The 14,273-nt window shown below is 43.6% G+C and carries 12 protein-coding genes; 10 read left to right on the top strand and 2 right to left on the bottom strand.

What is annotated here, in order from left to right; translation table 11 throughout:
* Window positions 1-118: 118 nt before the first annotated feature.
* The 4 genes from speE (at window position 119) to argS (ending at window position 4,231) form a co-directional block, all read left to right on the top strand.
* The gene (gene speE / locus J7E52_RS06525) at window positions 119-946 is read left to right on the top strand and encodes a spermidine synthase (RefSeq protein ID WP_101223866.1); all 828 of its coding nucleotides are present in this window, start codon (window positions 119-121) and stop codon (window positions 944-946) included.
* A 15-nt stretch (window positions 947-961) separates the two neighbouring features.
* Window positions 962-1,840 carry an agmatinase gene (gene speB, locus J7E52_RS06520; protein WP_101223865.1) on the top strand — a complete coding sequence of 293 codons (879 nt, stop codon included), beginning with the start codon at window positions 962-964 and terminating at the stop codon, window positions 1,838-1,840.
* 276 nt (window positions 1,841-2,116) lie between these two features.
* The gene (locus tag J7E52_RS06515) at window positions 2,117-2,557 is read left to right on the top strand and encodes a YwiB family protein (protein ID WP_214744266.1); all 441 of its coding nucleotides are present in this window, start codon (window positions 2,117-2,119) and stop codon (window positions 2,555-2,557) included.
* Window positions 2,558-2,560: 3 nt separating this feature from the next.
* Window positions 2,561-4,231: an arginine--tRNA ligase gene (gene argS / locus J7E52_RS06510; RefSeq protein WP_214744264.1), complete on the top strand. Its 1,671-nt coding sequence runs from the start codon at window positions 2,561-2,563 to the stop codon at window positions 4,229-4,231.
* A gap of 48 nt (window positions 4,232-4,279) precedes the next feature.
* Here argS and uvsE read toward each other — a convergent pair whose 3' ends face one another.
* Both uvsE and cls read right to left on the bottom strand, forming a co-directional pair.
* Window positions 4,280-5,233, bottom strand: a complete 954-nt coding sequence (uvsE, locus tag J7E52_RS06505) for a UV DNA damage repair endonuclease UvsE (RefSeq protein WP_214744262.1) — start codon at window positions 5,231-5,233, stop codon at window positions 4,280-4,282.
* A 28-nt stretch (window positions 5,234-5,261) separates the two neighbouring features.
* Window positions 5,262-6,464 carry a cardiolipin synthase gene (gene cls / locus J7E52_RS06500; RefSeq protein ID WP_286197504.1) on the bottom strand — a complete coding sequence of 401 codons (1,203 nt, stop codon included), beginning with the start codon at window positions 6,462-6,464 and terminating at the stop codon, window positions 5,262-5,264.
* A gap of 293 nt (window positions 6,465-6,757) precedes the next feature.
* Here cls and J7E52_RS06495 point away from each other — a divergent pair, with 293 nt between their 5' ends.
* From J7E52_RS06495 to J7E52_RS06470, 6 genes are all read left to right on the top strand, one after another.
* The gene (locus J7E52_RS06495) at window positions 6,758-8,887 is read left to right on the top strand and encodes a (Fe-S)-binding protein (RefSeq protein ID WP_214744523.1); all 2,130 of its coding nucleotides are present in this window, start codon (window positions 6,758-6,760) and stop codon (window positions 8,885-8,887) included.
* Window positions 8,888-9,087: 200 nt separating this feature from the next.
* Entirely contained in the window at window positions 9,088-10,278 is a 1,191-nt protein-coding gene (locus J7E52_RS06490; protein WP_214744521.1) for an acetyl-CoA C-acetyltransferase, read from the top strand.
* A 31-nt stretch (window positions 10,279-10,309) separates the two neighbouring features.
* Window positions 10,310-11,167 carry a 3-hydroxybutyryl-CoA dehydrogenase gene (locus J7E52_RS06485; RefSeq protein WP_214744260.1) on the top strand — a complete coding sequence of 286 codons (858 nt, stop codon included), beginning with the start codon at window positions 10,310-10,312 and terminating at the stop codon, window positions 11,165-11,167.
* Between the two features lie 29 nt (window positions 11,168-11,196).
* Window positions 11,197-12,333 carry an acyl-CoA dehydrogenase gene (locus J7E52_RS06480; RefSeq protein ID WP_214744258.1) on the top strand — a complete coding sequence of 379 codons (1,137 nt, stop codon included), beginning with the start codon at window positions 11,197-11,199 and terminating at the stop codon, window positions 12,331-12,333.
* Between the two features lie 27 nt (window positions 12,334-12,360).
* The gene (locus J7E52_RS06475) at window positions 12,361-13,500 is read left to right on the top strand and encodes an acyl-CoA dehydrogenase (protein WP_214744255.1); all 1,140 of its coding nucleotides are present in this window, start codon (window positions 12,361-12,363) and stop codon (window positions 13,498-13,500) included.
* 115 nt (window positions 13,501-13,615) lie between these two features.
* Window positions 13,616-14,266 (top strand): TetR/AcrR family transcriptional regulator, encoded by a 651-nt coding sequence (locus tag J7E52_RS06470; RefSeq protein ID WP_214744253.1) that lies wholly within the window; start codon window positions 13,616-13,618, stop codon window positions 14,264-14,266.
* Window positions 14,267-14,273 lie beyond the last annotated feature (7 nt).

The following is a 14,273-nucleotide window of genomic DNA, read 5'->3' as shown; positions in this document are numbered from 1 at the left end:
GAAATTTATCTTGCAATTCTGCTAGATTCGTCTATAATTTTTCTAGCTAATGACTATACCGATTTTGGGGAACCTATAAGGTGACTGACAATATGAAATGGAAAAGGAGCGTTAATAAATGAGCATTTGGTTTACTGAAAAACAAACAGAGAATTTTGGTATTACGATGAAAGTGAATCGTACTTTACATACGGAGCAAACTGAGTTTCAAAAGCTGGATATGATTGAAACGGAAGAGTGGGGCAATATGCTGTTGCTGGATGACATGGTAATGACTTCACAGCGCGATGAATTCGTGTACCATGAAATGGTAGCCCATGTTCCTTTATTTACCCATCCTAATCCAGAAAACGTTTTGGTTGTAGGAGGAGGGGACGGAGGAGTTATCCGTGAAATCCTAAAGCACCCAAGCGTAAAAAAAGCTACATTGGTGGATATCGATGGGAAAGTTATCGAATACTCAAAGAAATTCCTGCCTGAAATTGCAGGAATGCTTGAAGATCCGCGTGTAGACGTACAAGTTGGGGATGGCTTCATGCACATCGCCAAAAGTGAAAATGAATATGACGTGATCATGGTTGACTCGACTGAACCTGTCGGCCCTGCTGTCAATTTATTCACTAAAGGTTTTTATGCCGGGATTTCCAAAGCTTTGAAAGAAGACGGGATTTTTGTGGCACAATCCGACAATCCTTGGTTTAAAGCGGACTTAATTCGTGATGTACAACGTGATGTAAAAGAAATATTCCCAATCACCAGCCTGTATTTAGCGAATATCCCGACGTATCCAAGCGGCCTTTGGGCGTTCACGATCGGATCGAAAAAATATAATCCATTAGAAGTGACTGAAGATCGTTTCCATGAACTGGAAACTAAATATTATACAAAAGAACTTCATAAAGCAGCTTTCGTTCTGCCTAAATTCGTTCAAGATTTAGTGAAGTAAGGGAGGGCATGGACCATGAAATTCGATGAAGCCTATTCAGGCAATGTATTCATTAAAAGCCACCCTGTTTTTGAGGAATCGGAAGCTGTGCTATACGGAATGCCGATGGACTGGACGGTTAGCTTCCGTCCGGGTTCCCGCTTCGGCCCTACCCGAATTCGTGAAGTTTCGATAGGTTTGGAAGAGTACAGCCCATATTTAGATCGTGAATTAGAGGAAGTTAAATTCTTTGATGCCGGGGATATTCCATTACCATTCGGCAATCCGCAGCGCAGTATCGATATGATTGAAAAATATGTCGACAGCTTGTTGGATGCAGGCAAGTTCCCAATAGGTATGGGAGGGGAACATCTTGTCACATGGCCTGTCATCAAAGCCATGTTCAAAAAGTATCCCGATATGGCCATCATCCATATGGATGCCCATACAGATTTACGTGAGGATTATGAAGGAGAGCCGCTTTCCCATGCGTCCATCATCCGTAAATCCGCTGAACTTATCGGACCGAAAAATGTATACTCATTCGGCATTCGTTCCGGTTTGAAGGAAGAATTCCAATGGGCAAAAGAAAATGGCATGCACATCTCTAAATTTGAAGTACTTGAACCTCTGAAAGAAGTACTGCCGCAGTTAGCTGGCCGTCCTGTATATGTGACGATCGACATCGATGTTCTTGATCCCGCGCACGCGCCGGGAACAGGCACCGTGGATTGTGGAGGCATCACTTCCAAAGAGCTTTTAGCTTCGATTCATGAGATAGCACGGTCTGAAATTAATGTAGTCGGCTGCGATTTGGTGGAAGTGGCACCGATTTATGATCCATCCGAGCAAACTGCGAACACGGCGAGCAAGCTGATTCGCGAAATGATTTTAGGTTGGGTTCAAAAAGGTTAATGGGTGGAAGACTTGACTGTTCCTGTTTTTTAGCGGGAATGGTCTTTTTTTATTACATTGCGGAAAAGTATTTTACGTCTGATGGACTCCTTTTGAACAATTCCGCCCCGATGAGTTATTATTGCGTTAAATTCAAATGAATTGCAACAACATGATTTCGACAGTTTATCCTCACTTTTTTGGATTTACACTTTATTTTCCGCTCCAAGTTGAAACTTCCTTGAAGAATATTTATACTTATAAAGTTAAGAACGACATGATGAAGGAAGTGTAGCTTTGACTCTTCATGATATAGATAAGCAAGCGATTAAAGTGACTTTACAGACAAAAATCAAGCACGGCTCAGAAACCGAAACGTATGAGCTGGTCACATTTGGTACAAAAATGTATAAAGGTGCCGATTTATATTTGCAATATAAAGAGGAAAATGAAGCCGGTCAAACACAAACGACCATCAAGCACAAACCGGATGAAACGATCCTGCTTAGAAATGGTGCCATTAAAATGAGGCAGCTTTTCCGCCTGCAGGAAGCGACAAATGGACATTATGAAAGTATATATGGCAGGTTAGGATTACGGACGACCGCGAAGAAGATACATCATCAATGGGATGAGCAGGCCAAACAAGGGAAACTCGTCCTTAACTATACGTTACATATGCAGGGAAGCGAACCCGGTCAATATGAGATGACGATTTCCTACAAGGAGGAAGCATAGCGCATGAATATAGTAAAAGAGGTACAGGAAAAACTGAAAGAAGAGATTAAAGCGGCAGTCATTAAAGCTGGTTTAGCAACGGAAGAGCAGATTCCAAATGTTGTATTGGAACTGCCAAGAGATAAGACACACGGAGATTATTCCACGAATATGGCCATGCAATTAACGAAGATTGCAAAGAAAGCACCAAAGATGATAGCAGAGGCAATCATCGAAAACTTTGACAACTCAAAAGCATCCATCGAAAAAATTGAAATTGCAGGGCCTGGTTTCATTAACTTCTACATGAATAATGGCTATTTGACAGAATTGGTTCCTGTCATTTTGAAAGTGGATGAAGCATATGGGGCAAGTGACTTTGGAAAAGGAGAAAAAATCCAAGTGGAGTTCGTTTCCGCGAACCCGACAGGTGACCTCCATCTTGGTCATGCCCGTGGTGCAGCAGTAGGTGATACGTTATGTAATATCCTTTCTAAAGCAGGCTATGATGTTTCACGTGAATACTATATCAATGATGCAGGAAACCAGATTAATAATCTGGCCATTTCCATAGAAGCCCGCTATTTCCAGGCACTTGGCCTCGAAAAGGATATGCCTGAGGGCGGTTATCATGGCGAAGATATCATTGGCATCGGTAAGACGCTCGCAAGTGAATATGGGGATAAATATGTAAATGCCGATGAAAAGGAACGTTTTGAATTTTTCCGTGAGTACGGCTTGAAATATGAAATGGAAAAACTGAAAACGGACTTGGGAAATTTCCGTGTTGGATTTGATGTATGGTACTCCGAAACATCCTTATATCAAGACGGTAAAATTGATGAAGCACTCAAAGTGTTGAGAGAAAGGGGCCATGTTTACGAGGAAGATGGGGCTACATGGTTCCGCTCAACGGAATTAGGCGATGATAAAGACCGGGTGCTTATTAAGCAGGATGGGTCTTACACATATCTGACACCGGATATTGCCTATCACCGTAATAAATTGGAGCGCGGCTTTGAAAAGCTGATCAATATCTGGGGTGCAGATCACCACGGCTATATACCGCGTATGAAAGCGGCGATCGAAGCATTAGGGTACAACCGCGAGCAGCTTGAAGTCGAAATCATCCAGCTTGTTCACCTGTACAAGGATGGCGAGAAAATGAAGATGAGTAAGCGTACCGGTAAAGCAGTTACGATGCGTGATCTTATTGATGAAGTAGGTCTGGATGCAACACGTTATTTCTTTGCGATGAGAAGTGCGGATACTCATATGGACTTCGATTTGGATCTGGCGGTATCGCAATCCAATGAAAATCCGGTTTATTATGCACAGTATGCCCACGCCCGTATTTCCAGCATTTTACGCCAAGGTGTGGAACAAGGGATCAGCTATGAAGGAGTCACTGATTTCTCTGCCCTTTCCACTGAAAAAGAAGTGGAACTTTTGAAGAAATTAGGAGAGTTCCCGCAGGCAATAGCGGAAGCAGCCGAAAAACGGATGCCTCACCGCATGACGAATTATATATTCGACCTGGCTTCTACATTCCACAGTTTCTACAATGCAGATAAGGTTCTGGATGTGGAAGAGATGGAAAGAAGTAAGGCGCGTCTAGGACTGGTCAAATCCGTCCAAATTACTTTAAAGAATGCATTAGCCATCATCGGGGTTTCGGCACCGGAAAAAATGTAATGGCAAAAGCGGCTGTTTCTAGAGAAACAGCCGCTTTTTTTTGGTTAATTAGCACTCGACGGCACCGCCGCTCACCCTTTTTACACCACGAACCTTAGCTATATCTTCAATCAGCTGCAGCATTGCACGGTCCTTCATCTTGGCCTCGATCATGAAGTCCACGTCCTGTCCAAGATCCTTAAGCACTTTAAAAAGGGGCATGATGAACTCCAAATCGATATAATCGGCATGCGAACGAAATTCACCTGCCGATTTTGGTGATGAAATATGAATCTTTGGTACCGCTCCTGCCTGACTCCAAGTGGTGAACACCTCGGTGAGCAGCTCGTTAAGCGGCACATCTGAAAGGTTTGCGAGATGATGGTGGTAATCGAATACAAGTGGGATGCCTTCCCTCTTACATACGCTCAGGGTTTCAGATGCTGTATAGGTTTTATCATCATTCTCGAAAGTCATTCTTTCCTTGACATGCATAGGCAGCGATTTAAGGTTATCATGAACCCTTACAAGGGCGGACTCTTTATCACCATAGGCCCCGCCGACATGGATATTGATGAAAGAGGTGTCCGCTATGCCCATTGCATCAAGCATTTTATAATGGAACTCCATATCTTTTACGGCATTTTGTGTAATCTCGGTTTTAGGGCTTGTAAACAGCGTAAACTGATTCGGATGAAAGCTGGTCCTCATTTTGTGTGCAGTTGCCCAATCGCCAAGCTGTTTCCACTCTTTTTTAAAAGGAGTAACGAAATCCCATTCAATTTCGGGATGTGTGGCTAAAGGTACAATGGAACTGGACATCCGGTATACTTCTATTTGGTGTGCGGTGTTATATTGAAGGACCCTTAAAGTATTTTCAATGTTCTGCCTTGTCACATCCAGGAGTTTTTCCATTCCTTTTTCTCGGCCAAGTGTACTGTATCGCTTGAAAGTAAGTGTCTTAGCCGGAGAAGCTTCCCATAAACAGGTGGCATTGGATACAAACCCAAATCTTATTTTCATTATATTTTTCTCCTTGAGCAACGGGATGTCAAAGAAAAGGAGAAAGGATGGCAGCCAGCGATTCTTTTGCTGAACGGACTACATTCATGCTGGAAAGCGCGTCCCCGTTTAGCGGCTTGGATTCGGCTAGGTCCACTGCCAATTCCTTTTCTACATCTTCTATAAATGTCCGGTCAAATACGATGCAGTTCATTTCACTATTTAAAAAACAACTGCGTTTATCAAAATTAGCCGTACCGATATCACACATTATATCATCAATCAATATCACTTTAGAATGGTAGAACCCTCTTTGAAATTGCATGATTTCAGCCCCTTCTTTTAATAGTACCCGGAAGTAGGGAAAAGAAGCTTCCTTGACAAGGGCATGGTCTGACATTTCAGGTACGATGACCGTAACGGAAACATTGCGTGCAAGGGCTTCCCTTAATTCTTTAAATAAATTTTCACTGGGAATGAAGTATGGAGTCCCGATAATGATTTTTTTATGGGCCTGCCGAATCATGTGTGTCAAGGACTGTTCAAGATCACTGCCGTTCGTGACGATAACCTGATGTGCCTGCGTCCCTGGAGTCAATGTCGGGAAATAGGCAGGTGTTCCCCTATAATCCTCGTTTGTATCATAGAACCAATCCGAGAGGAAGACTTCCTGAAGGTCCTTTACACCCTCACCGGTCATTTTTAAATGGTAATCTCTCCATGGGTTCAGCTTCTCCCCTTGGTTTATATACTCCTTACCGATATTAAAGCCGCCAAGATAGCCGACTTTTCCGTCTATCACCGTGATCTTACGGTGATTTCTTTTTTGTATCGTATAGAAAAGGAAGGGGAGCTTCGGTTTAAAGCTGAAAGAAAAATGAACGCCGCTTTTAGTTAGCTCCTGAATGGTTTGGCGGGACATTTTTTTACTTCCTACCCAATCGACTAAAAGCCGGACTTCCACGCCCTCTTCCGCTTTTGACTGCAGTAACTTCAAAAAGTCCTTGCTGAAATTATCATTTTTTACAATATAAAAAAGGATATGGATAGAATCCTGAGCTTGCTTGATTTCCTTCATAAAATCATCAAACAGTATATTCCCTGATGTGAAAACAGTCATGTCGCTGTTCCGAGGCGGATATTTAATGTTGGTTGTGTGCTTCAAATAACGCTTATGCCCTACCTTAAGATCAACCCAGCACCAAGAGAAGATCAATAAAAATATAGAGGCAATCGTAGTGATTATCTTCAAAAAAAATCCCCCCTAAATGATTATAGTTAGTTTGGCTCTAATCCCCTGCCAGTAACCATTAAAAAGCGGGGAAAGGGGCTCATTTTTTTAGAATGCAGAAGGGTAATTCGCGGAATTGTCGAAGTTTATAATGAAGGTGCAGAAAAATTTTCAAGTTTTTAGTAAGAAAAAAGTTGACTGAATGCTCATTCATTATATAATGGAATTAATCAATTTCAGAAAAATGCCAAATTTCCCAAAATGATTACAGGGCATTTTACAATTTACTAAAGAGGGGGAAAGACTGCATGGAAATGAATGGCTTACTGTGGATCAACTTAGTTGCATTCCTGCTTGTAACCGCTTACGCCGCCGGTTTATTTGTCTATTTGATAAAGACTCGTATAGCTTATATAAAACTTGGCAAAAAAGTGGAATTCGATAACCGTGTGAAAGATCGTCTTGTTAAAATAGGGGTTTATGTATTTGGACAGAAGAAGCTCTTTAAAGATAAAAAGAGCGGGATCATTCATGCCTTGTTATTTTATGGTTTCATCTTAGTGCAATTTGGCGCACTTGACTTTTTCGTTAAAGGCTTAAGACCGGGGTGGCATTTACCGTTTGGCCCTTTTTATCCGGCCTTTACTTTCTTCCAGGAAATTGTGACGCTTACTGTTCTTGTTGCAATCCTATGGGCGGCATACCGCCGTTATGTCGAAAAGCTCGTTCGCTTGAAGAGGGATTTCAAAGCAGGTCTGGTTGTCATCTTCATTACCGGTATCATGATTACCGTATTGCTGGGGAATGGAATGGGAATGATCTGGCATGGACACGATGCAACTTGGTCAGAGCCAGTCGCATCAAGCATCGCTTTCCTATTCGGCTGGATGGGGACAACCGCGGCAACCGTCGTTTTTTATGTAGCTTGGTGGCTGCATTTACTGATCATATTATCTTTCCTTGTTTATATCCCGCAATCTAAGCATGCTCACTTGATTGCCGGTCCGATAAATGTATTCTTGAATCGCCTGGACAATCCCGGGAAATTGAAACCGGTAGATTTGGAAGAAGAGATTCTCGACAAAGAAGGCAATCAATATTACGGTGCCAAATATATCGAAGACTTGACGCAATATCAAATGGTGGACCTCTATGCCTGTGTGGAGTGCGGACGCTGTACGAATATGTGCCCGGCTACAGGTACCGGGAAAATGCTGTCACCGATGGATATCATAATCAAGATGCGTGACCATTTAACAAATACAGGCGCTGCCGTTACAACGAAACAGCCATGGGTGCCATCTTTTGTTTTTGGGAATACGAAAGGAAATAAGATCGCTTTGGCTGGTGCCGCGCAGGGGGCGCAGGAATCAGCTGCTGCAACAGAAGCTTACAGTCCGAGCCTGATTGGCGAAGTCATTACGGAAGAAGAACTTTGGGCTTGTACCACATGCCGGAACTGTGAAGATCAATGCCCGGTAATGAATGAACATGTCGACAAAATCATCGATATGCGCCGTTATCTAGTGTTGACGGAGGGCAGACTTGATCCTGATGCGCAACGTGCCATGACGAATATTGAACGTCAAGGAAACCCGTGGGGACTGAACCGTAAAGAGAGAGAAGATTGGCGAAGCCTTCGGGAAGATGTCAGCGTCCCAACCGTGAAGGAATTAAAAAAGGCAGACGAAGAATTCGAGTATTTATTCTGGGTAGGTTCAATGGGGTCGTACGATAACCGTAGCCAGAAGATTGCCCTTTCCTTTGCTAAATTATTGAATCAAGCAGGCGTCAAATTTGCAATTCTCGGAAATAAGGAGAAAAACTCAGGGGATACTCCCCGTCGATTGGGTAATGAGTTTGTTTTCCAGGAGCTTGCAATGAAAAATATAGAAGAATTCCAGAAGAATGAAATAAAGAAAATCGTTACGATCGATCCGCATGCATACAATATCTTTAAGAATGAGTATCCGGATTTTGGCTTGGAAGCGGAAGTGTATCACCATACTGAATTGCTAGCCAAACTTGTCAGCGAAGGCAGGTTGGTCCCTCAGTATCCGGTGAATGAGACGATTACATTCCACGATTCCTGTTACTTGGGAAGGTACAATGAAGTTTACAGCCCGCCGCGTGAAATCTTACAATCCATTGAAGGTGTGAAACTTATTGAAATGGAGCGTAACCGTGAAAAGGGTATGTGCTGTGGAGCTGGAGGCGGTTTGATGTGGATGGAAGAGGAAACAGGTAACCGCATTAATGTGGCCCGTACCGAACAAGCGCTGGCCGTCAGTCCAACAGTGATCAGTTCCGGATGTCCTTATTGCCTGACCATGCTATCCGATGGGACGAAAGCAAAGGAAGTTGAGGAAAATGTTAAAACGTATGATGTAGCGGAACTACTCGAAAAAGCGGTAATAGGTGAAAATAAACCGATAGCCTCTTAATTTAAAATGGAATTGCCTGCTTCTTTTATAGGGGATGAAATAAATGGAGCAGGCAATTTTTTTAAATGTTTATAAACTAAATATTTTCATTTTTGAGAAAAATGTGTAATATAATATAATATTAAGCGCTTACAACACTATTTTTTTAACTCCAAATTGAGCGAGCGTTCAATCAATGTTACTTATAGGGGGAAATAATGATGGCGAAAACAGTGATTATTAGCGGTGTGAGAACACCTTTTGGTAAATTTGGCGGCGGTCTTAGCAGTTTGACGGCATCACAACTTGGTGGAATAGCAATCAAAGAGGCACTTGTTCGGGCAGGGGTTGAAGGCAGCCAAGTAGATGAGGTCATCATGGGGAATGTGCTTCAAGCGGGCCAAGGCCAAATACCGTCCCGCCAGGCAGCCCGTCATGCCGGATTGCCATGGGAAGTGAAAACGGAAACCATTAATAAAGTATGCGCATCAGGACTTCGCAGTGTGACATTGGCTGATCAGATCATTCGCTTAGGTGAAGAAGAAATCATTGTTGCCGGCGGAATGGAATCGATGAGCAATGCGCCATATATCCTTCCGAAAGCAAGGTGGGGCCTAAGGATGGGTGATGGAGAACTGAAGGATACGATGATTTCGGATGGACTTAGCTGCAGTTTTACGGGCGTTCATATGGGGACTTACGGAAACAGTACTGCCGAGGATCTTGAAATCACCCGTGAGGAACAAGATAGCTGGGCTTACGAGAGTCATCAAAAAGCGATAAAAGCAATCGATGGCGGTATCCTTGCAGAAGAAATCATTTCCGTACAGGTGCCGGTGCGAAAAGGCGAACCAATTACCATCGAACATGATGAAGCCCCAAGAAAAGATACATCTGCCGGGAAGTTAGCTAAATTAGGTCCAGCTTTCAATAATGAGGGGACCATTACGGCAGGTAATGCACCAGGTGTCAATGATGGGGCAGGTGCACTCGTATTGATGAGTGAGGAACGTGCGGAAAAGGAAGGGAAAACGCCTTTTGCCTATATTTTAGCTCATGCAGAAGTGGCAGTGGAAGCAAAGGACTTCCCTAAAACGCCAGGTTTGGTCATAAATGAACTCCTGAAGAAGACAGGTAAATCGATAGAGGAAATTGATTTGTTTGAAGTGAACGAAGCATTTGCAGCGGTTGCACTGGCCAGTGGGAAAATTGCCAACATCGAGCCGGGAAAAGTGAATGTAAACGGAGGGGCTGTAGCATTAGGTCACCCAATCGGGGCGAGTGGTGCCCGCATCATCATTACGTTAATGCATGAACTGAAACGCCGCGGAGGGGGATTGGGCATCGCAGCAATCTGCAGTGGCGGCGGTCAGGGAGATGCCATCTTAATTGAAGTGCCTAAGCAAGGATAATAGTTTCATAGATAAATGAGGAGGAGTTTTCATGAGCATTCAAAAAGTGATGGTCATTGGTGCGGGACAGATGGGATCTGGGATTGCTCAGGTTTGTGCAATGAGCGGTTATGAAGTTCTTTTACACGATTTAAAAGATGAATTTGTAGAAAAGGGGTTAGGGACAATTACCAAGAACCTTTCCCGGCAGGTTGAAAAAGGGAAAATGGAAGCCGAGGAGAAAGATGCAATCCTTTCCCGTTTGACTTCATCGACGGATTTGAAAAATGCGGCTGCGGTGGATTTAGTGATTGAAGCTGCTGTGGAAAACATGGAGATAAAAACAAAAATATTCGCCGAGTTGGATGAAATTACGCCACAACACGTCATTCTTGCATCCAATACTTCTTCGCTTCCGATTACCGAGATAGCCGCAGCCACGAAAAGGCCGGAAAAGGTAATTGGCATGCACTTTATGAACCCAGTTCCAGTCATGAAGCTGGTTGAGATCATCCGTGGCCTTGCTACATCGGATGAGGTTTATAAAGAAGTTGGTGAGATGGCTGAATCCTTGAACAAGGTACCGGTGGAAGTCAATGATTTTCCAGGTTTCGTGGCGAATCGGATTTTGATGCCGATGATCAATGAGGCCATTTATACACTTTATGAGGGCGTCGCCACTAAAGAGGCGATTGATGACGTAATGAAGCTGGGAATGAACCATCCGATGGGCCCGCTTACGCTAGCTGACTTCATTGGGCTAGACACATGCTTGTACATTATGGAAACCCTTCACCAAGGGCTCGGAGACGATAAGTACAGGCCTTGTCCGCTGTTAAGGAAATATGTAAAAGCTGGGTGGCTAGGCAAGAAATCAGGACGGGGTTTTTACGAATATAACTTATCATAGAAAGATGTGCAGCTAGGGAGGGATGAAGGATGGATTTCAAGTTTACCGAAGAACAGGAAATGATGCGGAAAATGGTAAGCGCTTTTGCGGAGAATGAGATCACTCCTCATATCGAGGCAATGGAAACAGGCGTGTTTCCAAAAACGATTCTGCAAAAGATGGGTGAGCTTGGTTTGATGGGAATTCCGATTTCTGAAGAATACGGTGGCGCGGGTATGGACTTCATGTCTTATATCATCGCCATCAATGAGATTTCCAAAGTAAGTCCAACTCTCGGTGTCATACTGTCCGTTCATACTTCTGTTGGAACAAATCCAATCGTTTATTTTGGAACGGAAGAGCAGAAGCGAAAGTATGTGCCTAAGTTAGCCGCTGGTAAATATTTAGGTGCCTTTTGCTTGACTGAGCAAAGCTCAGGTTCCGATGCTGCGAGTTTGAAATCGAAGGCAGTGGCAGTAAAGGAAGGCGGAGAATATCGAATAAATGGGTCCAAGGTTTTTATCACTAATGGTGGGGAAGCGGATGTGTTTATTGTATTTGCTTCAACCGACCCTCAGAAGGGAAGCAAGGGAATCTCTGCTTTTGTCGTAGAAAAAGGAACCCCAGGCTTAATCATCGGTAAAGATGAACGTAAAATGGGTCTTCATGGTTCGAGCACCGTGCAGGTAACGTTCGAGGATATGAAAGTCCCTGCAGCCAATCTCCTTGGCAAGGAAGGTGAAGGCTTTAAGATCGCAATGGCCAACTTGGATGCCGGAAGGATCGGGATTGCCGCTCAAGCATTGGGAATTGCCGAGGGTGCCATGGAACATGCTGTCCAATATGCAAAAGGCAGGGTGCAATTCGGCAAACCTATTGCGGCACAGCAAGGAATTGGTTTCAAGCTGTCCGAAATGGCAACGAACATAGAAGCTTCAAGATTACTCGTTTATCGGGCGGCTTATTTACGCTCGCAGGGATTGAATTGCGGTAAAGAGGCGGCAATGGCTAAGTTATTTGCTTCGAGGACGGCTGTCGAGGTGGCGATCGAAGCGGTCCAAGTGTTCGGAGGCTATGGATATACGACGGAATATCCGGTCGAACGATATTTCAGGGATGCAAAGGTAACTGAAATTTATGAGGGAACCAGCGAAATACAGAGAATGGTCATCAGTAAGAATCTATAATTATTAAAAATTTGGAGGACTATTATCATGCAATTCAAACTAACGGAAGAACATGAAATGATCAGGAAAATGGTGCGGGATTTTGCCCAGAATGAAGTGGCTCCTACTGCTGCCGAGAGGGATGAAGAAGAACGATTTGACCGTGAGATCTTCGACAAAATGGCTGAGCTTGGATTGACCGGGATTCCATGGCCTGAGGAATACGGCGGAATTGGAAGTGATTACTTAGCGTATTGCATAGCGATCGAGGAACTTTCCCGTGTTTGCGCATCTACCGGGGTTACTTTATCAGCCCATACTTCGCTCGCAGGATGGCCTATATATAAATTTGGGTCTGAGGAACAAAAACAAAAATACCTTCGCCCGATGGCACAGGGTGAAAAAATAGGTGCATACGGCCTGACGGAACCTAGCTCAGGCTCGGACGCAGGCGGTATGAGAACGACTGCAAAGCTTGTAGGTGATGAATATATTATCAGCGGTTCAAAAATCTTCATTACGAACGGCGGGATTGCTGATACATATGTCGTCTTCGCATTGACGGATCCTGAATCGAAACAAAAAGGAACGAGTGCTTTTATCATTGAAAAGGACTTCCCGGGCTTCAGTGTTGGTAAAAAGGAGAAGAAGCTGGGAATCCGTTCATCACCGACCACGGAAATCATCTTTGATGAGTGTCGGGTGCCTAAAGAAAATCTCCTTGGAAAAGAAGGAGAAGGCTTTAAAATTGCGATGATGACGCTTGATGGCGGCCGTAATGGAATTGCAGCCCAGGCTGTAGGCATAGCCCAAGGTGCATTGGATGCCGCAGTTGATTATGCAAAAGGGCGCGTCCAATTCGGCAAGCCAATTTCTGCACAGCAAGGAATCGGTTTTAAATTGGCGGATATGGCAACGGGTGTTGAGGCTTCAAGGCTATTAACCTATCAGGCTGCCTGGCTGGAATCAGTGGGCCTTCCTTATGGAAAAGAGTCGGCCATGTCCAAACTTTTTGCTGGAGATACAGCAATGAAAGTGACGACGGAAGCCGTGCAGGTTTTCGGAGGCTATGGATATACAAAAGATTATCCAGTAGAGCGTTATATGCGCGATGCGAAAATAACCCAGATTTACGAAGGCACACAGGAAATTCAAAAGCTTGTCATCTCACGGATGATTACTAAATAGGATTGAAACTGAGGTTTTCCGATGAGGCGCTGCCCTTACCGGAATTCCCTTTTCAATTTATTCAGAAGAATGTTTTTGGCAATTGAATGATGGGCTTTTTAAAAGGAGTTTTAAAATGGAAAAAAGAGAAGTTCTTGCATCTGTAAAGGATGAGCGGCTGGTTGAAAAAAGGCGTACACAAATGATTAAAGGAGCGGTGAACCTTTTTAAGGAAAAGGGATTTCACCGTACGACCACCAGGGAAATTGCTAAAGCGGCCGGCTTTAGTATCGGCACGTTATACGAGTATATCCGAACCAAGGAAGATATATTATATCTCGTTTGTGACTTTATCTATGATGAAGTCCAGGAAAAGCTTCAGAAAGAAATAGAACAGAGTGATGGGACACTTGAAAGTTTGAAGCTGACGATCGCCTATTTTTATAAAGTGATGGATGATATGCAGGACGAAGTGCTGGTCATGTATCAGGAAGTGAAAGCCCTGACGAAAGATGCTTTACCATATGTTCTCAACAAAGAGATTCGAATGGTGGGCATGTTCGAAAAGGTGATAACGAAATGTGTCGAGAATGGGGAGCTATCGTTGACGGAAAAACAAATAAGCCTTGTTTCACATAACATTTTCGTTCAGGGACAGATGTGGAGTTTTAGAAGGTGGGCATTGCATAAACAGTATACGCTTCAAGAGTATGTTGAACTGCAGACACAATTATTGATTCAAAATGCATCGCTTACAACAAGCAATGATATAAATAAGTTTCAATAAGGAGGAG

The organism is Bacillus sp. ISL-34, assembly GCF_018613325.1.
In the GTDB taxonomy this organism is placed as follows: domain Bacteria; phylum Bacillota; class Bacilli; order Bacillales; family DSM-1321; genus Peribacillus.
Note: the sequence above shows the minus strand (reverse complement) of the source record. Positions and strands in the feature narration are given on the sequence as shown.